The sequence below is a fragment of the Comamonas granuli NBRC 101663 genome, assembly GCF_000739995.1.
GTDB lineage: Bacteria > Pseudomonadota > Gammaproteobacteria > Burkholderiales > Burkholderiaceae_C > Simplicispira > Simplicispira granuli.
The window spans coordinates 32913-52441 of the sequence record NZ_BBJX01000013.1 but is presented as its reverse complement, the minus strand read 5'-3'; the positions used below and the strand labels follow the sequence as shown (position 1 = coordinate 52441).

General features: G+C 63.2%; 23 protein-coding genes, 1 tRNA gene and 2 pseudogenes. 4 read left to right on the top strand and 22 right to left on the bottom strand.

The annotated features are described in order from the left end of the window. Positions 1–29: 29 nt before the first annotated feature. The 4 genes from CGR01S_RS13185 to CGR01S_RS13170 form a co-directional block, all read right to left on the bottom strand. Entirely contained in the window at positions 30–935 is a 906-nt protein-coding gene (locus CGR01S_RS13185; RefSeq protein WP_052382561.1) for a sensor histidine kinase, read from the bottom strand. Then, entirely contained in the window at positions 936–2162 is a 1227-nt protein-coding gene (locus CGR01S_RS13180) for a cache domain-containing protein (protein WP_042427988.1), read from the bottom strand. It lies immediately after the preceding gene. 150 nt (positions 2163–2312) lie between these two features. Further along, positions 2313–3149, bottom strand: a complete 837-nt coding sequence (locus CGR01S_RS13175; protein WP_042427984.1) for a PhaM family polyhydroxyalkanoate granule multifunctional regulatory protein — start codon at positions 3147–3149, stop codon at positions 2313–2315. Positions 3150–3278: 129 nt separating this feature from the next. Continuing rightward, a complete protein-coding gene (locus CGR01S_RS13170) occupies positions 3279–3773 on the bottom strand; it encodes a copper chaperone PCu(A)C (protein WP_042427981.1) in 495 nt (164 codons plus the stop codon). Between the two features lie 1034 nt (positions 3774–4807). On the opposite strand from CGR01S_RS13170, the pseudogene CGR01S_RS16915 reads away from it, so the two are divergent. From CGR01S_RS16915 to CGR01S_RS13155, 4 genes and pseudogenes are all read left to right on the top strand, one after another. Next, positions 4808–5599: pseudogene (locus tag CGR01S_RS16915) on the top strand (IS5 family transposase); the annotation flags it as partial. Between the two features lie 24 nt (positions 5600–5623). Beyond that, positions 5624–6127: a copper-binding protein gene (locus CGR01S_RS16910; RefSeq protein ID WP_500778390.1), complete on the top strand. Its 504-nt coding sequence runs from the start codon at positions 5624–5626 to the stop codon at positions 6125–6127. Between the two features lie 15 nt (positions 6128–6142). Beyond that, the gene (locus CGR01S_RS13160) at positions 6143–9274 is read left to right on the top strand and encodes an efflux RND transporter permease subunit (RefSeq protein WP_042427978.1); all 3132 of its coding nucleotides are present in this window, start codon (positions 6143–6145) and stop codon (positions 9272–9274) included. 296 nt (positions 9275–9570) lie between these two features. Continuing rightward, positions 9571–10193: pseudogene (locus tag CGR01S_RS13155) on the top strand (tyrosine-type recombinase/integrase). Positions 10194–10471: 278 nt separating this feature from the next. Here CGR01S_RS13155 and CGR01S_RS13150 read toward each other — a convergent pair. The 18 genes from CGR01S_RS13150 to rplN form a co-directional block, all read right to left on the bottom strand. Next, a tRNA-Met gene (locus tag CGR01S_RS13150) sits at positions 10472–10548 on the bottom strand. Between the two features lie 14 nt (positions 10549–10562). Beyond that, positions 10563–10967, bottom strand: coding sequence for a 50S ribosomal protein L17 (gene rplQ, locus CGR01S_RS13145; RefSeq protein WP_042427975.1), 405 nt, complete (start codon positions 10965–10967; stop codon positions 10563–10565). 88 nt (positions 10968–11055) lie between these two features. Beyond that, on the bottom strand, positions 11056–12048 hold the full coding sequence (locus CGR01S_RS13140) for a DNA-directed RNA polymerase subunit alpha (RefSeq protein ID WP_042427972.1): 993 nt from the start codon (positions 12046–12048) through the stop codon (positions 11056–11058). A gap of 112 nt (positions 12049–12160) precedes the next feature. Further along, positions 12161–12784: a 30S ribosomal protein S4 gene (gene rpsD, locus CGR01S_RS13135; protein WP_042427969.1), complete on the bottom strand. Its 624-nt coding sequence runs from the start codon at positions 12782–12784 to the stop codon at positions 12161–12163. A 93-nt stretch (positions 12785–12877) separates the two neighbouring features. Beyond that, complete coding sequence (rpsK, locus tag CGR01S_RS13130; RefSeq protein WP_042427966.1) at positions 12878–13282, bottom strand: 30S ribosomal protein S11; 405 nt, start codon at positions 13280–13282, stop codon at positions 12878–12880. A gap of 18 nt (positions 13283–13300) precedes the next feature. Then, positions 13301–13666 carry a 30S ribosomal protein S13 gene (gene rpsM, locus CGR01S_RS13125; RefSeq protein WP_042427963.1) on the bottom strand — a complete coding sequence of 122 codons (366 nt, stop codon included), beginning with the start codon at positions 13664–13666 and terminating at the stop codon, positions 13301–13303. Positions 13667–13690: 24 nt separating this feature from the next. Beyond that, entirely contained in the window at positions 13691–13804 is a 114-nt protein-coding gene (gene rpmJ / locus CGR01S_RS13120; protein WP_003050535.1) for a 50S ribosomal protein L36, read from the bottom strand. A 146-nt stretch (positions 13805–13950) separates the two neighbouring features. Next, a complete protein-coding gene (secY, locus tag CGR01S_RS13115; RefSeq protein ID WP_042427960.1) occupies positions 13951–15264 on the bottom strand; it encodes a preprotein translocase subunit SecY in 1314 nt (437 codons plus the stop codon). A 19-nt stretch (positions 15265–15283) separates the two neighbouring features. Continuing rightward, the gene (gene rplO, locus CGR01S_RS13110) at positions 15284–15715 is read right to left on the bottom strand and encodes a 50S ribosomal protein L15 (RefSeq protein ID WP_042428236.1); all 432 of its coding nucleotides are present in this window, start codon (positions 15713–15715) and stop codon (positions 15284–15286) included. A 10-nt stretch (positions 15716–15725) separates the two neighbouring features. Further along, complete coding sequence (rpmD, locus tag CGR01S_RS13105; protein ID WP_042427957.1) at positions 15726–15908, bottom strand: 50S ribosomal protein L30; 183 nt, start codon at positions 15906–15908, stop codon at positions 15726–15728. Positions 15909–15921: 13 nt separating this feature from the next. After that, positions 15922–16440, bottom strand: coding sequence for a 30S ribosomal protein S5 (rpsE, locus tag CGR01S_RS13100; RefSeq protein WP_042427954.1), 519 nt, complete (start codon positions 16438–16440; stop codon positions 15922–15924). A 17-nt stretch (positions 16441–16457) separates the two neighbouring features. Further along, positions 16458–16823: a 50S ribosomal protein L18 gene (gene rplR, locus CGR01S_RS13095; protein WP_042427951.1), complete on the bottom strand. Its 366-nt coding sequence runs from the start codon at positions 16821–16823 to the stop codon at positions 16458–16460. 11 nt (positions 16824–16834) lie between these two features. Then, positions 16835–17368, bottom strand: coding sequence for a 50S ribosomal protein L6 (gene rplF, locus CGR01S_RS13090; protein WP_042427948.1), 534 nt, complete (start codon positions 17366–17368; stop codon positions 16835–16837). A 25-nt stretch (positions 17369–17393) separates the two neighbouring features. Then, the gene (gene rpsH / locus CGR01S_RS13085) at positions 17394–17789 is read right to left on the bottom strand and encodes a 30S ribosomal protein S8 (RefSeq protein ID WP_042427946.1); all 396 of its coding nucleotides are present in this window, start codon (positions 17787–17789) and stop codon (positions 17394–17396) included. 22 nt (positions 17790–17811) lie between these two features. Further along, the gene (gene rpsN, locus CGR01S_RS13080; protein ID WP_042427944.1) at positions 17812–18117 is read right to left on the bottom strand and encodes a 30S ribosomal protein S14; all 306 of its coding nucleotides are present in this window, start codon (positions 18115–18117) and stop codon (positions 17812–17814) included. A gap of 8 nt (positions 18118–18125) precedes the next feature. After that, entirely contained in the window at positions 18126–18665 is a 540-nt protein-coding gene (rplE, locus tag CGR01S_RS13075; protein WP_042427941.1) for a 50S ribosomal protein L5, read from the bottom strand. A 10-nt stretch (positions 18666–18675) separates the two neighbouring features. Continuing rightward, positions 18676–18996, bottom strand: coding sequence for a 50S ribosomal protein L24 (gene rplX / locus CGR01S_RS13070; protein WP_042427939.1), 321 nt, complete (start codon positions 18994–18996; stop codon positions 18676–18678). Positions 18997–19006: 10 nt separating this feature from the next. Beyond that, positions 19007–19375 carry a 50S ribosomal protein L14 gene (gene rplN, locus CGR01S_RS13065; protein WP_042427935.1) on the bottom strand — a complete coding sequence of 123 codons (369 nt, stop codon included), beginning with the start codon at positions 19373–19375 and terminating at the stop codon, positions 19007–19009. Positions 19376–19529 lie beyond the last annotated feature (154 nt).

Here is a 19529-nt window from a genome sequence, read left to right as displayed (position 1 = left end):
TGGCTTTCTGCGTCCTCGGGTCGCTGGTCTCATGCACACGCGGGCGAGATTTCAACACAGATGCGCGTTCCCGCCCCCGGCGCGGAGTGCAGGCTCAGGCGTCCGCCGGCAAATTCCGCCGTCTCGCGCATATTGATCAGGCCCAGCCCGCCCGTGCGGCGCTCGCGCATGGCCTGCTCCACGTCGAAACCCAGACCGTCGTCACTGACGCACAGGGTCAGCGGCGCCACGAGGAGCTGCATCTGCACGGTGATGGTCCTGGCCTGGGCATGCTTGGCGCTGTTGGTCATGGCCTCCTGCACGATGCGAAACAGCGCCAGCTCGCGCTCCGGAGCCAGGCGCACCTCGCCATGCGCGCAGCACACGTGCACCTGCATGCCGGTGCGCCGGGCAAACTGGCTGGCATAGCTGCGCACCACGGCCAGCAAGCCGCCCCGGTCGAGGACGGAAGGATGCAGCTCGGCGCAGATCTCGCGCACGCTCTGCGTCGTGTCCTCGATCAGCGCGCGCATGTCCTCCAGGCGCTCCCCGGTCTCGGCGGTGCCGCCCTCTGCCGGCGCGGTGCGGCTGAGCATGTCCAGGCTGATGCGCAGCGCCGCCAGGTTCGGGCTGGTGCGGTCGTGCAGTTCGCGCGAAAAACGGCGGCGGATCTCCTCCTGCGTGTGCACCAGCCGGCGCGAAAGCTCCTCGATGTGCAGCGCCAGGCCCAGGCGGTCCTGCTCCTGTCGCTTGGCCTGGGTCATGTCGCGCCCCACGCCACGGTAGCCGCAGAACTGTCCCTGGTCATCGAAGACGGGGGCGCCGCTGACCGCGCCCCAGCGAATCGCCCCTTGGGCGTCGCGCCGCTGGATGATGAAATTGCGAAAGGGCTGGCGCGCCTGCAGCACCGCGCGGTGCGCCGCCCAATCCTGCTCGGTCAGGTTGAGGGCCGGCACCTACCAGCGCGTCTTGCCCAGGTAGACCTGCTCGGGCAGGCCCGTTCCTTCCGCCACGCGGCCATCCAGACGCACGATGCGGTGCTGCGCATCCTGCTCCCAGTACCAGTCCGAGGAAAGATCGGACAGCGTGCGAAACCGCGACTCGCTGTCGGCAAGCTCCTGCAGGGCACGCTCGCGGCTGTCGAGCATGCGGTTGAACTCTGCGGCTACGGCCTGCAGCTCGCGGGCACCGCCATCGATGGCCACGCGGGCCTGGGCCTGTCCAGCGGCCACCTGCGATGTGGTCTGGTGCAGGGCGTCGATGGGCCGCACGATGCGCTGCGCGATGCGCCAGGCGAGCAGCAGCGCCAGGCAGGCAAAGCCGGCGGCCAGCGCGAGCCCGCGTGCAAAAGACGCATGCGAAGGTGCAAAGACCTCGTCCGCCCGCACGCCGGTGTACACCGTCCAGTGCGCACGGGGCACGGCGGCCACGGCATAAAGGCGCTCTACGCCGTCAACGCCAGGGACGGCGGCCCAGGCACCCCGGCCCGGGTTCTCGGCCAGCGCGCGCATGGCGTCCGATACCGGGCGGCCCATCCAGTCCTGCGGGTCGCGCGAGCGCATCAGGATGCGGCCTTGTGCGTCGGCCACCACCACCAGCGTGCCCGCCGGTACCAGCGGCAGCAGGCGCTCGCTCAGGACCCGCAGATCCATGGGCAGGCGCATCAGCCCCGCGGTGCGGTTCTGCGCGTCGCGCACCGGGTAGAACAGGCTGGCCACCCAACGGCCCGACACAGGGCCCCAGACCGCCCCACCCACGGTCATGCCGTCGGCCGCGTGCGCCTGCAGGTAACCGGGCACCCGCTCCAGCATCTCGGGCGTGAATTTGCGCTCGAGGAACGAGCCGTCATTACCCCCCTGCAGGTCCTGCACGGCGAGATTGGTGTACTCCGGGAAAAGGCGCACGAACTCATGGATCAGGGGATCGCAGGCCTGCCCATCCAGCGCGCGCACTCCGGGACGCGCGGCGATGCGCGCGAGCACCCCCTCATGATCGACCAGATACTGGTTCAGCCGCTGCGCCGTCTGCTCGGCCACCATGCGGACACGCGCAAAGGCATCGTTGCGCGCATCGGCGCGTTCGCGATGGTTCTGAAAGAACAGCAGGGCCAGCAGTGGCAGCAGGGCCACGCACAGCAGGAACAGCAGCTGGGTGCGGATCGATTGGCGAAAGATGTTCCACAAGGACGGGGTCTCCCGGAGAAGAAAGCGGCCTTGCCCGCGTGCGGCGCGCCGCCGTGCAAGCAGCATGCACCGCACGGGACCCGGCAGCCCGGGACAGCGCGCCTGCAAAGGCAATCAATCGCGGGCGCAACGGGGCGCGCCCGCCGGCACTCAGCCCTTCTTGCGCGCCGGGGCCTTGGCGGCGGCGCGTGGCGCCGTCTTGCGGGCCGCGGGTTTGCGGGCCGGCCCTGCCTTGGCGCGCGGAGCCTGGGCGGGTTGCGCAGCCGGCGTGGCAGCGGCTCGCCGGGCGGCGCCCTGCACACTCTGCACGCCCCGCGCTGCCATGCCGGTGGCAGTCTTCAAGGCCTCTTTGGCGAGCCCGGTGGCCATGTTGCGGGTGGTGTCCAGCGCGGTTTGCTTGGCCGCATCCTTCATGGCGTTGGCGGCGATGTGCTGGAACTGCTGCGTCAAGGCGCCCCACCACTGCATGGGATCGACCAGGCCCGGTGCGGCGGCCGCCGCTGCCTTGGGCTTGCTGCGCGCCCCGGCCTTGGCCCTTTTCGCGGCTGGCGCAGGCGCGGCAGCCTCCGGCGCTGCCTTTTCCACCACGCGGCTGGCTGCGCCCGAGACGGCCTGCGCCGCATGCGCCAGGGTTTCACCCGCCTTGTGCACGCCCTCCATCACGGTGTCCGCCGTCTTGAGCTTGAAGGCGTTGGCGACATCGCCCACGCTGAAGTTCATGCCCTTGAGCGTGGCCAGGGTCATCTTCTGCACCTCCAACGCCTGGATGGTCGCCGCCAGGGCGCGCGAGTTCTGCTCCAGCCAGAACTGGACCGACTTGAGCTCCTCGATGCGCTTTTCCAGCTCCTCCACGCTGATCGTGGGGGCCACCCAGTTGGCCAGGCTGGGCAGTTGCGGGATATTGCTCGATGCGCCTTTGGCCAGGTTCTGGAGGAACTCGAAGCCTGGTACGAACTTGCCGAAACCAAGGGGGGATGCGTCGCTCATGGCCACTCCGGTGGGTTGGGAATTGACGATGCGGACAGCTTACTCCAACAATGGTCCCTTCCGCCACGGGCGCGGCCCCGGGCGGGCCCCGCAGGCCGGTGCCGTGCCGGCCTGCGAGGGGGCAGCGCCTTACTTGTGCTGGTGCATGCCGTGCCCGCCCCCATGGGCCGCGGCGGCACCCTGCGCCGCCACCGGCGCCTGGAGCTCCAGCTTGCTCTCGACGCCCTGGGCATTCTTGAACACCAGGGTCAGCGGCACGGAATCCCCCTTGGCCAGGGGCTGCTTGAGGTCCATGAGCATCACGTGGTAGCCGCCCGGTTTGAGTTCCACGGACTTGCCCGCGGGAAGCTCCAAGCCGGCAATGGCGCGCATCTTCATGACATCGCCCTCCATCTTCATCTCGTGGACCTCGACCACGCCGGCGACGGGCGAGGCCGCACCCACCAGGCGCGTGGACTCCTGCGCCGTCAGGCGCATGAAGGCGCCGGTGGCTTTTTGCCCCTGCACACTGGACCGGACCCAGACGCCATCGGCGGCAACAGGTGCGGAGGACTGTGCATGGGCGGCGCCTGCCCACAGGGTGAGCGCAGCAATCAAGGGGGTGGCAATGCGTGCAACGTACATGGAAACTCCAAAACTTCGTTCATCCGTGGCGGACAGCACACACCGGCAACCCGGGTGGGCACACCGCACACAATTTAGGTGAAATATGACTCTAAGGCTCTTCTATCAAGCGCAAGCAGCTATCGAAAAAATAGCAGCCCTGGATGAGAGCGCAGCGCGGGCTCGCCTGCCCGGAACGTCACGCCCATCCAGCCAGCGGCAACCACGCGCGCGGAGGGGCCCGCGCCCTGTGTGCCTTGCGGGGAACGCTCCCCTGGGGGGCGGCAGCCCAGTGCACGGGCGCCGCGCATACCCCCGGGGTCTGCAACTGCAGCCGCGGCGCCGCGGATTGCGGCGCCCACAGGGGTGGGCACAAGGGGCAATCGATCCCATGGGTGCCCGAAGAAGGCTCTCCCGCGCCCTGCCAGGCCACCACACGCCACTGGACCTGTGGCTGTGCAGAACAAATGCGCTCCGCTGCATCGGCCGTGCGCAGCCAGGGCGCCACCAGGGCCGCCACCAGCACCACGGTGAAGGAGGCCAGCAGCATGCTGGCAAACCGGCGGTGGCGTCGCGGAGTCGACATGCGGCTATTGTAGGAGTGCCAAGAGCGCGCCGAACCGCCGCCCGTATGCCGCTCCAGGACGCACCAACAAAAACGCCCACTGCAAAGTGGGCGTTCTGTGTGCAGCAAGCTGCTGTGTTTGGTTGCGCGAGAAGGATTTGAACCTCCGACCTTTGGGTTATGAGGCCACAAACCATACGAGTAGGTCGTTCGGTTTCAATCGTGTGGGTGCGTGCTCCTCCTCTATAAATGGGGATGTCAGCTGTGACACAGTGCCCCTATTGACCCCTCTCTACATCCAAAATTGTCACGCTGGGCTTCATGCGCTGCTTCACTGGCATCGGCCTACGCCCGACCATTGGGCATGCATTCAAGCCTTATCGCCGCCGCCTCATTAGCAGGCTGCTGAAATACTCCCCGCCAACCCTCTGCGCCTGCCACCGAGGCAGGACAATCGAGACATTCCCCCGAACCACCAGACAAGCCATCCATGCGCGGAGCCGACACCTTCACCGAGAGCCTGTTCACCATGCGCCACCTCGATGACTTCGTGCCCGCAGACCATCCTTTGCGCGTGATCCGCATGATGGTCAACAAGGCCTTGGCGAGTATGGACGAGTTGTTCGCTCAGATGTATGCGGCCGACATCAAGGGCGGGCGCCCCAGCATTGCCCCCGAGAAGCTGCTGCGCGCCATGCTCATTCAGGTGCTCTACAGCGTACGCTCAGAACGCCAGCTCATGGAGCAGACCCAATACAACCTGCTGTTTCGCTGGTTCATTGGCCTGGCCATGGACGATGCGGTCTGGGTGCCCACCGTCTTCAGCAAGAACCGCGAACGCCTGATCGAGCACGATGCGGTCATCGAGTTCTTCAACCAGATCGTGCAGCAAGCCCAGGAACAGGAACTGCTCTCGGGCGAACACTTCAGCGTGGACGGCACCCTGATCCAGGCCTGGGCGGGCCACAAGAGCTTTGTGCGCAAAGACCGCCAGGGCGACGACGATACCGACGCGGGCGACTTCAAAGACCAAAAGCGCAGCAACGACACCCATGAATCCACCACGGACGGGGACGCACGGCTGTACCGCAAGGGCAAAACGGCCAGCGAGTTGCGCTTTATGGGCCACACGCTTACTGACAACCGCCATGGACTGGTGGTCAGCGCCGTGGTCACTCAGGCTGACGGGCATGCAGAGCGCGAAGCGGCCAAGGCCATGATCAACGATGCGCGCCAGGCGCTACCGGGCGATGAGCCCATCACGATCACGCTGGGCGCGGACATCGACAGCGGCACGCGCCAGATCGTGCTGGTGCAACTCCAGGAGGGCCGTTTCGAGCCCCGTGACGTGAAGGTCGGTGCCCGCAGCGAGGACCGCATCGAAATCATCGAGGGCGTGCGGGATGGCGAGATGGTGGTGGTGGCCGCCAACTTCCTCATCGATGCGGAAAGCAACCTCAAGGCTGCCGTCGGGAGCCTGGGACATGCAGGACACGGTGCGCAAATCCCCACGGAGGGTTCCACCAGTACCCAGGCCGTCACCGGCGTGGGCCACCAAGCCGAAGGCACGGTGGAGGAGGTCGACACCAAAACCTCCACGGTCACCCTGGCGCATGGCCCGGTGGCCAGCCTCAAATGGCCGGCCATGTCCATGGAGTTCAAGGTGGCGAACAGTGCCTTGCTGAAGGACCTCCAACCGGGCGCGGCGGTGGCGTTCGAATTCGTCGAACGCGGCCAGGGCGAGTGGGTGATCACCGCCGCCAAGCCCCGTGGCAAAACCACGGCCAATCCGCACGCCGGCCACAACTGATCCTCGGGAAACACCATGCTTGCGAAGATCATTGACTGGTCGGGGAGAAACCGTTTCCTGGTGCTGCTGGCGACCCTGTTCGTCATCGTCGGCGGTGTCTATGCCGTGCTCAAGACGCCGCTGGACGCGCTGCCGGACTTGTCGGACGTACAGGTCATCGTCTACACCGAATACCCGGGCCAGGCCCCGCAGGTGGTCGAGGACCAGGTCACGTACCCGCTGACCACCTCCATGCTGTCGGTCCCCAAGTCCAAGGTGGTGCGCGGCTTCTCCTTCTTCGGCGCCTCGTTCGTCTACATCATTTTCGAGGACGGCACCGACATCTACTGGGCCCGCTCGCGCGTGCTCGAATACCTCAACTTCGCCGCCGGGCGCATGCCCAAGGGCGTGACGCCGCAGATCGGGCCAGACGCCACCGGCGTGGGCTGGGTCTACCAGTATGCGCTGCTGGCCAAGGACAAGACCCTGGCCGAGCTGCGCACGCTGCAGGATTGGTACCTGCGCTACCAGCTCACCAAGGCCCATGGCGTGGCCGAGGTGGCGTCGATCGGCGGCTTCGTGCAGACCTACCAGATCACCGTCGACCCGGTGAAGCTGCGCGCCTACGGTATTCCCTTGGCCAAGGTGTCGCAGGTGGTGCGCGACTCCAACCGAGACGTGGGCGGCCGCGTGGTGGAGATGGCCGAGACCGAGTACATGGTGCGCGGCAAGGGCTACCTGCGCGGCGTTGGCGACATCGAGAACCTGGTGGTCAAGGCCGACAAGGGCACGCCGGTTCTCATCCGTGACATCGCCCGCGTGGAGTTGGCGCCCGACGAGCGCCGGGGTCTGACGGAGCTCAATGGCGAGGGCGAGGTGGTCTCGGGCATCGCCATGGCGCGCTACGGCCAGAACGCGCTGGAAGTGATTCACAACCTGAAGGAGAAGATCGCCGAGGTGTCGACCGGCCTGCCGCAGGGTGTCACCATCGAGGCGGTGTACGACCGCTCCGACCTGATTCACCGCGCGATTGAAACGCTCAAGCGCACACTGATCGAAGAAAGCCTGATCGTCGCGCTGGTCTGCGTGGTCTTTCTGATGCATGTGCGCTCAGCCTTGGTGGCGATCCTGATGCTCCCGGTGGGGGTGCTGATCGCCTTCATCTCCATGCGCCTCCTGGGCATGAACTCCAACCTGATGAGCCTGGGGGGCATCGCCATTGCCATCGGTGCCATGGTGGACGCGGCCATCGTCATGATCGAGAACGCCCACAAGCACCTGGAGCGCCTGCCCGAGGAGCACACCAACACCGATCGCGTGGAAGCCATGATTGCCGCCTGCAAGGAGGTGGGCCCGGCTTTGTTCTTCTCGCTGCTCATCATCACCGTGTCCTTCCTGCCGGTGTTCACGCTGGAGTCGCAGGAAGGCCGCCTGTTCTCGCCACTGGCCTATACCAAAACCTTTGCCATGGCCGGTGCCGCGCTACTGTCGGTGACGCTGGTGCCCGTGCTGATGATGCTGTTCATCCGTGGGCGCATCATGCCGGAGGCACGCAACCCGGTGAACCGGTTCCTCATCTGGATCTACCGTCCCATCATCGCCGCCGTGATGCGGTGGAAGAAACTGACGGTTGCCACGTCGATCATCGTGCTGGGCGTGTCGTTCTACCCCGCCAGCCAGCTCGGCTCGGAGTTCATGCCCACGCTCAACGAAGGCACGCTGCTGTACATGCCCGCGTCGCTGCCCGGGATGTCCATCACCAAGGCGGCCGAGCTGATGCAGACGCAGAACAAGATCATCAAGAGCTTCCCCGAGGTGGCGTCGGTGTACGGCAAAGCCGGGCGCGCCAACACGGCCACGGACCCGGCACCGACCGAGATGTTCGAAACCGTCATCAACCTCAAGCCGGAGTCCGAGTGGCGCACGGGCATGACGATCGACAAGCTGATCGCGGAGTTGGACCAGGCACTGCAGTTTCCTGGCGTGTCCAACGCCTGGACCATGCCCATCAAGGCCCGCATCGACATGCTTTCCACCGGCATCCGCACGCCCATTGGCATCAAGGTCTTCGGCAAGGACCTGGGCGAGATGGAGCGCCTGGCGCGCGAGATCGAGACCGTGGTCAAGCAGGTGCCCGGAACGACCTCGGCGTTCGCGGAACGCATCACCGGGGGCTTTTACCTCAATATCGAACCCGACCGGGCGCAACTGGCACGCTACGGCCTGGGGGTAGGAGAGCTGCAGGATGTCATTGGCACGGCCCTGGGCGGCGAAATGGTGACCACCACGGTGGAAGGCCGCGAGCGCTTTGGCGTGACGGTGCGCTACCCGCGCGAGCTGCGCGCCGACCCGCAGCAGATCGCCCGTGAAGTGCTGGTGCCCACCATGGACGGCGCCATGGTCCCGCTGGGACAGGTGGCGCGCGTGGAAGTCGCCAAGGGGGCACCCGGCATCCGTACCGAAAACGCGCTGCTGTCGGCCTATATCTTTGTCGACATCCGGGACCGCGACATCGGCGGTTATGTGGCCGACGCGCGCAAGGCCGTGAACGAGCAAGTTCAGTTCCCGCCCGGCTACTACGCCACCTGGAGCGGCCAGTTCGAATCCATGGAGCGCGCGGTGCAGAAGATGAAGGTCGTCATCCCGGTCACCTTGCTCATCATCTTCCTGCTGCTGTACCTGAACTTCAAGCGCCTGACCGAAACCTTGATCGTCATGCTGTCGGTGCCGTTTGCCCTTGTGGGGGGCATCTGGCTTATGTGGTGGCTGGGCTACAACATGTCGGTGGCTGTCGCGGTGGGCTTCATCGCACTGGCCGGGGTGGCAGCAGAGACGGGCGTCATCATGCTGATCTACCTCGACCATGCCTGGGAAGAGATTCAGGCCCGGCGCCGATCGGAAAACAAGGAGCCTGGCGTGGCCGATCTCTACGAAGCCATCATGGAAGGCGCGGTCGAGCGGGTGCGCCCCAAGATGATGACCGTGGTCGCCATCATGGCGGGCCTGCTGCCCATCCTGTGGGGGACGGGCACCGGCTCGGAAGTGATGAGCCGTATCGCTGCCCCGATGGTGGGCGGGATGATTTCTTCGACCGTGCTCACGCTGGCGGTGATTCCGGCGATCTACGGCCTGGTCAAACAATGGAAACTAAAAAGCGTGGTGGCCTAATTCCGTCAAATACTTGAGGCTTCTCTCATCTGTTACCTGATGGAGGGAGCATGTAGACGACGACTCTGATGGCTCCGGTCAATCTCCATGCGATTGGTGCGGGGCACTCGAGCCTATGCGCGTCATGACGGACAGATCACCCGATTCGGTGCAGCGCATACCGGGTACATCGGCGATGTCTGTGTCGGACGTCGACGCCGAGCGCTGCACATTGTTCGCTAGCTGCGGGTAATAGACGGTAATCTAACGATGCGAGGGCGCATCCTATAAAGCCCTCAACTCGGTGGGAGACCATCATGAAAACCGCAGGTAATGCCGATCATCGCGAGCCGTGGAACAAGGGAAAGATCGTCGGGCAAAAGGCACCTTTTAAGCTGAAGGACATTTGGGCGCTGCATGTCCGCCTCCAGATTGAAGGTCGGGTGCGTGAGCTGCACTGTTCAACCTAGGCATCGACAGCAAGCTGCGCGCATGCGACCTTGTGGCCCTCAAGGTCCGGGACGTGTGCCATGGAGATCAGATGGCCACACGTGTCATCGTCATGCAGAGCAAGACTCAGCGTCCGGTGCAATTCGAAATCACACAGACCACCCGAGACGCCCTGCAGACGTGGATCAAACAGGCCGGGCTGAAGTCAGAACAATTCCTGTTTCCAAGCAGGCTCCACGATTCACCTCATCTTGAAACCCGACAGTACGCCAGAATTCTTGGGCATTGGGTCGACGACCTTGGACTGGACCGCGCGGACTACGGCACACACTCCATGCGAAGGACCAAGGCAACGCTGATTTACCGACGAACAAAGAATCTGCGCGCAGTGCAATTGCTCCTTGGGCACTCAAAGCTGGAATCAACGGTCAGGTACCTTGGCATCGAGGTTGATGATGCCCTGGAGATTTCCGAGCAAACGGAAATTTAAGGGCAGTCGCCGCAATCGATGAGACGAAAGCGCTAGCTGCCAATGACCGGCTGCTTCTGGAGCAGCCGGTCGTTCGAGTCTCAACTCCGAGCGGCTGTAATCAGCCTTGAAGAGTCAGTCATAGCTGTGAAATTAGCCAAATCTACCCAATGGTCAAAATCGTGATCGGCCAAATCTGCGTGGGCACAAGAGGGGCACAGAATGGGCACAACTAGGGCACAAACAAAAACGCCCACTGAGAAGTGGGCGTTTACTGTTAGCGAGTACCGCTATTTTATTGGTTGCGCGAGAAGGATTTGAACCTCCGACCTTTGGGTTATGAGCCCAACGAGCTACCAGACTGCTCCATCGCGCGACTAAGATTATAGCTTACTTTTCGGCTGCTGCGCCAGCATCTGCTGCGGGCGCTGCATCTTCTGCGCGCTCGACCAGTTCGATCAGCGCCATGGGAGCGTTGTCACCCACGCGGAAACCCATTTTCAGAATGCGGGTGTAGCCACCGGGACGGGTCTTGAAGCGCGGGCCCAGCTCATTGAACAGCTTGGTCACGCTGTCGCGGTCGCGCAGGCGGTCAAAAGCCAGGCGGCGGTTGGCAACGCTGTCGACCTTGGCCAGGGTGATCATGGGCTCGATCACGCGGCGCAGTTCCTTGGACTTGGGCAGGGTGGTCTTGATGGCCTCGTGCTCGATGAGCGAGTTCATCATGTTCTGCAGCATCGCCTTGCGGTGCGAGCTGGTGCGATTGAGTTTGCGAAGGCCGTTTCCGTGGCGCATGGTGCTTTCCTTGTAAGTAATTAAAGCGGGCAGCCGTATCAGGTACTGCCCGGAGCACAGGTTCTGAAAAAGAACCGCGGATTATAAATCAACGTTTGTCGAGACCGGCGGGGGGCCAGTTCTCCAGCTTCATGCCCAGCGTGAGGCCGCGCGAAGCCAAAACTTCCTTGATCTCGTTGAGCGACTTGCGGCCCAGGTTGGGGGTCTTGAGCAGCTCGTTCTCGGTACGCTGGATCAGGTCGCCGATGTAGTAGATGTTCTCTGCCTTGAGGCAGTTGGCCGAGCGCACCGTGAGCTCGAGCTCGTCCACCGGACGCAGCAGAATCGGATCGAAGGTCGCACCCGAGGAACGCGCACCCGAGGCAGGCGCCTCGAAGATGTCGCCACCGTCGAGCTGCGCGAACACCGCGAGCTGCTCCACCAGGATCTTGGCCGAAGCGCGCACCGCCTCTTCGGCAGAAATGGCGCCGCTGGTCTCGATCTCCAGCACCAGTTTGTCCAGGTCGGTACGCTGCTCCACACGGGCGCTCTCGACCGTGTAGCTCACGCGGCGGATGGGCGAGAACGAAGCGTCCAGCACGATGCGGCCGATGGTCTTGTTCGACTCATCGCCATAGCGGCGCTGGTTGCCGGGCACGTAGCCGCGGCCCTTCTCGACCTTGATCTGCATGTCCAGCTTGCCATCCTTGGAGAGATGGGCAATGACATGGTCGGGATTGATGATCTCGACGTCGTGCGGGGTCTGGATGTCACGCGCGGTGACCACGCCTTCGCCGTCCTTGCGCAGGCTCAGCGTGACCTCATCGCGGTTGTGCAGCTTGAACACCACGCCCTTGAGGTTGAGCAGGATGTTGACCACATCCTCCTGCACGCCATCGATCGACGAGTACTCGTGGAGCACGCCGGCGATGGTCACTTCCGTTGCTGCATAACCCACCATGGACGAGAGCAGCACGCGCCGGATGGCGTTGCCCAGCGTGTGGCCATACCCGCGCTCGAAAGGCTCCAGCTCCACCTTGGCCTTGTTGGGGCCCAGTTGCTCGACCTGGATCGTCTTGGGCTTCAGCAGATTTGTTTGCATTCAGACTTCCTCTCAATACCCCCAGCTCGTTACACCGGTAAGGCTGGTGAAGCGCCTGTACCGCGATGCCTCGCGGTACAGGTACGTTGGATTGACTGCGACAGCCCGCGGATCAGCGAGAGTACAGTTCGACGATCAGCGATTCGTTGATGTCGGCGCCAAATTCATCGCGGTCCGGCACCTTCTTGAAGACACCCTCTGCCTTGTCGGCATTCACCTCGACCCAGGCGGGCATGCCCACTTGCTGTGCCAGTTGCAGGGCTTCGACCACGCGCGCCTGCTTCTTGGACTTCTCGCGCACGGAAACGACGTCACCCGTCTTCACCAGGAACGAGGGGATATTCACGGCCTGACCGTTCACCAGAATGGCCTTGTGCGAGACGAGCTGGCGCGCTTCGGCGCGGGTGGAGCCAAAGCCCATGCGGTACACCACATTGTCCAGGCGGCACTCCAGCAGCGACAGCAGGTTCGAGCCGGTGTTGCCCTTGCGGCGGTCGGCTTCCTCGAAGTAGCGGCGGAACTGCTTTTCCATCACGCCATACATGCGCTTGACCTTCTGCTTTTCGCGCAGTTGCAGGCCGAAGTCGGAAGTGCGCGCACCCGAGATGCGCCCATGCTGGCCGGGCTTGGCTTCGAACTTGCACTTGTCGGCAATCGAGCGGCGCGCGCTCTTGAGGAACAGGTCGGTGCCTTCGCGGCGGGAGAGTTTGGCCTTGGGGCCGAGATAACGTGCCACTTGAATATCCTTTTATGTCAACTACCGCAAACCATTGCGGGAGCCGCCTGGGTCGCCGGAGCGTTCACAGGCGGCGGTGGGCTTCATCAACGATCAGATACGGCGGCGCTTTTGCGGGCGGCAGCCGTTGTGGGGAACCGGCGTCACGTCGGAGATCGAGGTGATGCGGATACCCAGCGCGCCCAGGGCGCGCACCGAGGATTCACGGCCGGGGCCGGGACCCTTGATTTCAACATCCAGGTTCTTGATGCCCTGCTCCATGGCGGCACGGCCGGCCATTTCAGAGGCCACCTGGGCGGCAAAAGGCGTCGACTTGCGCGAACCCTTGAAGCCCTGACCACCCGAAGACGCCCAGGACAAGGCGTTGCCCTGGCGATCGGTGATGGTGATGATGGTGTTGTTGAACGATGCATGCACGTGGGCGATGCCGTCCGACACGTTCTTGCGGACCTTTTTGCGCACGCGCTGTGCGGCGTTATTGGCAGGAGACTTGGCCATAGGAGTCTTTCAAACTTCTTACTTCTTCAGTGCAGCAGCAGCCTTGCGCGGGCCCTTGCGGGTACGTGCATTGGTGCGGGTGCGCTGGCCCCGCACGGGCAGACCACGGCGGTGACGGAAACCACGGTAGCAGCCGATGTCCATCAGGCGCTTGATGTTCATCGTGGTCTCGCGGCGCAGGTCACCTTCGATGGTGAACTGGGCGATCTGGTCGCGGATTTTCTCGAGATCGCCGTCCGTCAGATCCTTGATCTTCTTCGAATACGCGATGCCGCAGGCTTCGCAGATCTTGCGCGCGCGGGTGCGGCCGATGCCATAGATGGCAGTCAGACCGATCTCGGCATGCTGATGCGGCGGAATATTGATACCAGCGATACGTGCCATATGCGTCCTCTAATATGTTCTGAATCAACCCTGGCGCTGCTTATGGCGCTGGTCCGTGCAGATCACGCGCACCACACCCTTGCGGCGGATGATCTTGCAGTTGCGGCAGATTTTCTTGACCGAAGCCGAAACTCTCATTTCATTCTCCTAAAACCAGATCTAGCGCTCCGGCAAGCTCTGCCTGAAACACTCTTGCGCCCGATGAATGCCGGGCTTTCCACTCAATCTGCACCGGTTGGTTCCAGGTGCACCCTTGTTTTCCGGCCTTCCCCGGTGGGGGAAGGCTACATGCCCACAGGTTTGAAACTGGCCTTCTTCAGCAAGGACTCGTACTGCTGGGACATCAGATAGTTCTGCACCTGGGCCATGAAATCCATGGTCACCACCACGATGATCAGCAGGGACGTGCCGCCAAAATAGAACGGAACGTTGTACTTGATGATCAAGAATTCGGGCAGCAAGCACACGAACGTGATGTAGATCGCGCCCATCAAGGTCAAACGGAGCAGGATTTTATCAATGTAGCGCGCCGTCTGTTCGCCCGGGCGGATGCCCGGGATGAATGCGCCGCTCTTCTTCAGGTTGTCTGCAGTCTCCCGGCTGTTGAACACCAGGGCCGTGTAGAAGAAACAGAAGAAGATGATGGCAGCGGCATAGAACATCACGTAGATCGGCTGACCAGGGGTGAGCGCACCCGAGATGTCCTTGAGCCAGCGCATCGATTCACCCGAACTGAACCAGTTGACGACCGTTGCGGGCAGCAGAATGATGGACGACGCAAAGATCGGCGGAATCACGCCAGCCATGTTCAGCTTCAGGGGCAGGTGGGACGATTGCCCGCCATACACCTTGTTGCCGACCTGGCGCCGTGCATAGTTCACGAGAATCTTGCGCTGCCCGCGTTCCACGAACACCACGAAGTAGGTCACGAGGCCCACGATGAGCACGATGAAGATGGCAGCGATGATGCTCATGGCACCCGTGCGCACCAGCTCCAGCAGCCCGCCGATGGAGCTCGGCAGTCCGGCGGCAATCCCTCCGAAAATCAGGATGGAGATGCCGTTGCCCAGACCGCGCTCGGTGATCTGCTCGCCCAGCCACATGAGGAACATGGTGCCGGTGGTCAGGCTGACCACGGTGGTGAGACGGAAACCGAAGCCCGGCGCCAGCACCAGACCCGCCGTGCCCTCCAGCGCCACGGCAATGCCCAGCGACTGGAAAATGGCCAGGCCCAGGGTGCCATAGCGCGTGTACTGCGTGATCTTGCGGCGGCCAGCCTCTCCCTCTTTCTTCAATTGCTCGAAGGTCGGGACGGCGTAGGTCATCAGCTGCATGATGATCGATGCCGAGATGTACGGCATGATCCCCAAGGCAAACACGGTGAACCGCGAGAGCGCCCCGCCCGAGAACATGTTGAACAGGTTCAGGATGCCCTGCTGCCCGCTGAAGAGCTGCTTGAGCTGCGCCGGGTCGATGCCCGGCACGGGGATGTGCGCACCAATGCGGTAGACGACCAAAGCCAGCAGCAAAAAGACCAGCCGGCGACGCAGGTCACCGTACTTGCCGGTTTTTGCAATGGAGGCTGCGTTCGTTGCCACGAATCAATACTCCAGCGACTCAGGCGAGGGAACCGCCAGCCGCCTCGATGGCAGCCTTGGCACCTGCCGTGGCACCGATGCCACTGAGCTTGACGGCCTTGGAGATCGAACCGGTCTTGATGATCTTCACGGTCCTGGCGAGCTGGCCCACCAGGCCTGCCTGCTTGAGGGCCAGCAGATCGACTTCGGGCAGGCCGAGCTTGTCGAGCGCGGCGAGCGTCACTTCGGCGTTGAATTGCAGCAGGTGCGACTTGAAGCCGCGCTTGGGCAGGCGGCGCTGCAGCGGCATCTGACCGCCTTCAAAGCCCACCTTGTGGTAGCCGCCTGCACGCGACTTCTGGCCCTTGTGGCCACGACCTGCGGTCTTGCCCAGGCCGGAACCGATGCCGCGGCCCACACGGCGCTTGGCGTGCTTGGCACCCGCTGCAGGCTTGATGCTATTGAGTTCCATCATCAACCTCTCAGAGGATTTTGACCAGATAGCTGATCTTGTTGATCATGCCGCGCACGGCAGGGGTATCCTGCAGTTCGCTGACGCTGTTGAGCTTGCGCAAGCCGAGGCCGCGCACGGTAGCGCGGTGCGACTCCTTGGTGCCGATAGGGCTGCGCACGAGCTGAACCTTGACGGTTTGTTGCGTAGACATCCGGGTTCTCCTGTCAGGCAAAGAGGTCTTCGACCGACTTGCCACGCTTGGCAGCGACTTCGGCGGCCGTGGTGGACTTGTTGAGTGCGTCGAACGTGGCGCGAACCATGTTGTAGGGGTTCGACGAGCCATGGCTCTTGGCGACGATGTCGGTCATGCCCATCACCTCGAAAACGGCGCGCATGGGGCCGCCGGCGATGATGCCGGTACCCTTGGGGGCCGGCGCCATCATCACGGAAGCCGAGCCGTGGTGGCCGGTGACCTGGTGGTGGATGGTGCCGTTCTTGAGCGACACCTTGACCATGTTGCGACGCGCTTCTTCCATGGCCTTTTGCACGGCGGCAGGCACTTCCTTGGACTTGCCCTTGCCCATGCCGACGCGGCCGTCGCCGTCGCCGACCACGGTCAGCGCAGCAAAACCAAGAATGCGACCACCCTTGACGACCTTGGTGACGCGGTTGACCGCGATCATCTTTTCGCGCAAGCCGTCGTCGCGACCTTCGTCTTGCACTCGGGGTTGAAATTTAGCCATTTTGTAATCCGATCCGCTTAGAACTGCAGGCCTGCTTCGCGGGCGGCGTCAGCCAGAGCCTTGACGCGGCCGTGGTAGGCAAAGCCTGCACGATCAAATGCCACCTTTTCAATGCCGGCAGCCTTGGCCTTTTCGGCGATGCGCTTGCCGATGATCTGGGCCGCGGCCGCATTGCCGCCCTTGCCGGAACCGCCCAGGGCAGAGCGGATCTCGGCCTCGACGGTGGAGGCGCTGGCCAGCACGCGGCTGCCGTCGCCGGAGATGACGGCAGCGTAGATGTGCAGGTTGGTGCGATTGACCGTCAGACGCGCAATGCCTTGCTGCGCAATGCGAATGCGGGTCTGGCGGGCACGGCGAAGACGCTGCTCTTTCTTGCTCAACATACTGCAGCTCCTTACTTCTTCTTGGTCTCTTTGATCGTGATCTTCTCGTCCGCATAGCGGATACCCTTGCCCTTGTAGGGCTCGGGCGGACGAACAGCACGAATATTGGCAGCCACCTGGCCCACGGCCTGGCGGTCGGCACCCTTGACGACGATTTCCGTCGGCGTGGGCGTTGCCACCGAGATGCCGGCAGGCATCTCGATGTTCACGGGGTGCGAAAAACCAATGGCCAGGTTGAGCTTGCTGCCTGCGGCGGCGGCCTTGAAGCCCACGCCCACCAGGCTGAGCTTCTTCTCGAAGCCCTTGCTCACACCGACCACCATGTTGTTGACCAGCTGGCGGATGGTGCCGCTCATGGCGTTGGCCTCGCGCGAGTCGTTGATCGGCTCGAAGCTCAGCTTGCCACCGTCGTTCACGACCTTGACCAGCACGTTCTGGGCCAGGGACAGGGTACCACCAGCGCCTTTGACGGAGATCTGGTCATCCTTGATGGACACATCCACGCCAGCGGGGATGGTCACGGGTTGTTTTGCTACTCGGGACATTTCAGTATTTCCTCCATGCCTCGCGTCAGGCGACGTAGCAAAGCACTTCGCCGCCGACACCGGTGGCGCGCGCCTTGCGATCGGTCATCACACCCTTGGGGGTCGTGACGATGGCCACACCCAGGCCGTTCATGACCTGAGGAATGGAATCACGGCCCTTGTACACGCGCAGGCCAGGACGGCTCACGCGCTCGATACGCTCGATCACGGGACGGCCGGCGTAGTACTTCAGCGCGATTTCGATTTCGGATTTGCCACCTTCGGTCTTCACCTGGAAGCCGTCGATGTAGCCTTCGTCCTTCAGCACCTGGGCGATGGCCACCTTCACCTTGGAAGAGGGCACCGTCACCGTGGCCTTGGACACCATCTGCGCATTGCGGATGCGGGTCAGCAGGTCAGCAATGGGATCACTCATGCTCATTTTGTATCTCTCCTGCTAGGCCTTACCAGCTTGCCTTGGTGACACCGGGGATGTCACCGGCAAAGGCCATTTCACGGATCTTGGCGCGTCCCAGACCGAACTGGCGGAACGTGCCGCGGGGGCGACCCGTGATCTCGCAACGGTTGCGCTGGCGCGTGGGGTTCGCGTTGCGCGGGAGCTTTTGCAGACCCAGGCGGGCGGCTTCGCGCTCTTCGTCGGTGCGCTTGGCGTCACCGGCGATGCCCTTGAGTTCTGCGTACTTGGCTGCGTACTTGGCGGCCAGTTTTTCGCGCTTGAGTTCGCGCTCGATCAAAGCTTTCTTTGCCATACGCCGCCTCAGTTCTTGAACGGGAAACGGAAGCCCGCGAGCAGTGCCTTGCACTCTTCGTCGGTCTGTGCCGTGGTGGTGATGCTGATGTTCAGACCCCGCAGAGCGTCGACCTTGTCGTACTCGATTTCGGGGAAGATGATCTGCTCTTTGACACCGATGTTGTAGTTGCCACGGCCATCGAAGGCGCGGCCGGAGACACCACGGAAGTCACGCACGCGCGGCAGGGCCACGGTGACGAAGCGATCCAGGAATTCGTACATGCGCACGCCGCGCAGCGTGACCATGCAGCCGATGGCCTGGCCTTCGCGGATCTTGAAACCGGCGATAGCCTTCTTGGCCTTGGTGACCACAGGCTTCTGGCCGGCGATCTTGGTCAGATCGGCCACGGCGTTGTCCATGACCTTCTTGTCAGCCACAGCCTCGCTCACGCCCATGTTGAGCGTGATCTTGGTCAGGCGGGGCACCTGCATGGGCGAGGTGTAGCCGAACTTCTTCATCAGTTCGGGTGCGACTTTCTCGCGGTAGTGTTGTTGGAGTCGTGCCATTTCTTACACCTCACGCGGTCTTGATTTCGGCGCCGCTGGACTTGAACACGCGAACGCGCGTGCCATCGGCCTGGACCTTGATGCCCACGCGATCGGCCTTGCCGGTCGCAGCATTGAAGATGGCCACGTTCGACTGGTGGATGGGCATGGCCTTCTCGACGATGCCGCCGGTCGTGCCCTTCATGGGGTTGGGCTTGACGTGCTTCTTGACGAGGTTGATGCCCTCGACCACCACATGGGAGTCGTCCGCACGCAGCGTGACGGTGCCACGCTTGCCCTTGTCGCGGCCTGCGATCACGATGATCTCGTCGCCCTTGCGAATCTTGTTCATGGCGCGTCCTTCAGAGAACTTCGGGAGCCAGGGACACGATCTTCATGAAGCGCTCGCTGCGCAGTTCGCGCGTGACGGGTCCGAAGATGCGGGTGCCGATGGGCTCCAGCTTTGCGTTGAGCAACACGGCTGCGTTGCCATCGAATTTGACGAGCGAACCATCGCCACGGCGAATGCCCTTGGCGGTGCGCACCACGACGGCGCTGTAGATTTCGCCCTTTTTCACACGGCCACGAGGCGCTGCCTCCTTGACGGTGACCTTGATGATGTCGCCCACGCTGGCATAGCGGCGCTTGGAACCCCCCAGCACCTTGATGCACAGGACGGACTTCGCGCCGGTATTGTCGGCAACGTCTAACCGAGTTTCTGTCTGGATCATTTCAATATTCCCAACTTGTACCGCAAGGCTCGCGCCCCACAGTCAGTCTTGGGCCCGTTGTCCACCCCGCAAACCATTTGCGGGGCTTTCCTGGGCAGAAAGTTCGCCTTTTTCTCAGCGAAGCACGCGATTATGGCAAGGTGCAGACGGCGTG

Excerpts from the sequence above, each read along its gene's own strand:
- CGR01S_RS13175 (WP_042427984.1), bottom strand. The coding sequence starts at position 3,149 with ATGAGCGACGCATCCCCCCTTGGTTTCGGCAAGTTCGTACCAGGCTTC.
- CGR01S_RS13170 (WP_042427981.1), bottom strand. The coding sequence starts at position 3,773 with ATGTACGTTGCACGCATTGCCACCCCCTTGATTGCTGCGCTCACCCTG.
- CGR01S_RS13160 (WP_042427978.1), top strand. The coding sequence starts at position 6,143 with ATGCTTGCGAAGATCATTGACTGGTCGGGGAGAAACCGTTTCCTGGTG.
- rplQ (WP_042427975.1), bottom strand. The coding sequence starts at position 10,967 with ATGCGCCACGGAAACGGCCTTCGCAAACTCAATCGCACCAGCTCGCAC.
- CGR01S_RS13140 (WP_042427972.1), bottom strand. The coding sequence starts at position 12,048 with ATGCAAACAAATCTGCTGAAGCCCAAGACGATCCAGGTCGAGCAACTG.
- rpsK (WP_042427966.1), bottom strand. The coding sequence starts at position 13,282 with ATGGCCAAGTCTCCTGCCAATAACGCCGCACAGCGCGTGCGCAAAAAG.
- rpsM (WP_042427963.1), bottom strand. The coding sequence starts at position 13,666 with ATGGCACGTATCGCTGGTATCAATATTCCGCCGCATCAGCATGCCGAG.
- rpmJ (WP_003050535.1), bottom strand. The coding sequence starts at position 13,804 with ATGAGAGTTTCGGCTTCGGTCAAGAAAATCTGCCGCAACTGCAAGATC.
- rplO (WP_042428236.1), bottom strand. The coding sequence starts at position 15,715 with ATGGAACTCAATAGCATCAAGCCTGCAGCGGGTGCCAAGCACGCCAAG.
- rpmD (WP_042427957.1), bottom strand. The coding sequence starts at position 15,908 with ATGTCTACGCAACAAACCGTCAAGGTTCAGCTCGTGCGCAGCCCTATC.
- rpsE (WP_042427954.1), bottom strand. The coding sequence starts at position 16,440 with ATGGCTAAATTTCAACCCCGAGTGCAAGACGAAGGTCGCGACGACGGC.
- rplR (WP_042427951.1), bottom strand. The coding sequence starts at position 16,823 with ATGTTGAGCAAGAAAGAGCAGCGTCTTCGCCGTGCCCGCCAGACCCGC.
- rplF (WP_042427948.1), bottom strand. The coding sequence starts at position 17,368 with ATGTCCCGAGTAGCAAAACAACCCGTGACCATCCCCGCTGGCGTGGAT.
- rpsH (WP_042427946.1), bottom strand. The coding sequence starts at position 17,789 with ATGAGCATGAGTGATCCCATTGCTGACCTGCTGACCCGCATCCGCAAT.
- rpsN (WP_042427944.1), bottom strand. The coding sequence starts at position 18,117 with ATGGCAAAGAAAGCTTTGATCGAGCGCGAACTCAAGCGCGAAAAACTG.
- rplE (WP_042427941.1), bottom strand. The coding sequence starts at position 18,665 with ATGGCACGACTCCAACAACACTACCGCGAGAAAGTCGCACCCGAACTG.
- rplX (WP_042427939.1), bottom strand. The coding sequence starts at position 18,996 with ATGAACAAGATTCGCAAGGGCGACGAGATCATCGTGATCGCAGGCCGC.
- rplN (WP_042427935.1), bottom strand. The coding sequence starts at position 19,375 with ATGATCCAGACAGAAACTCGGTTAGACGTTGCCGACAATACCGGCGCG.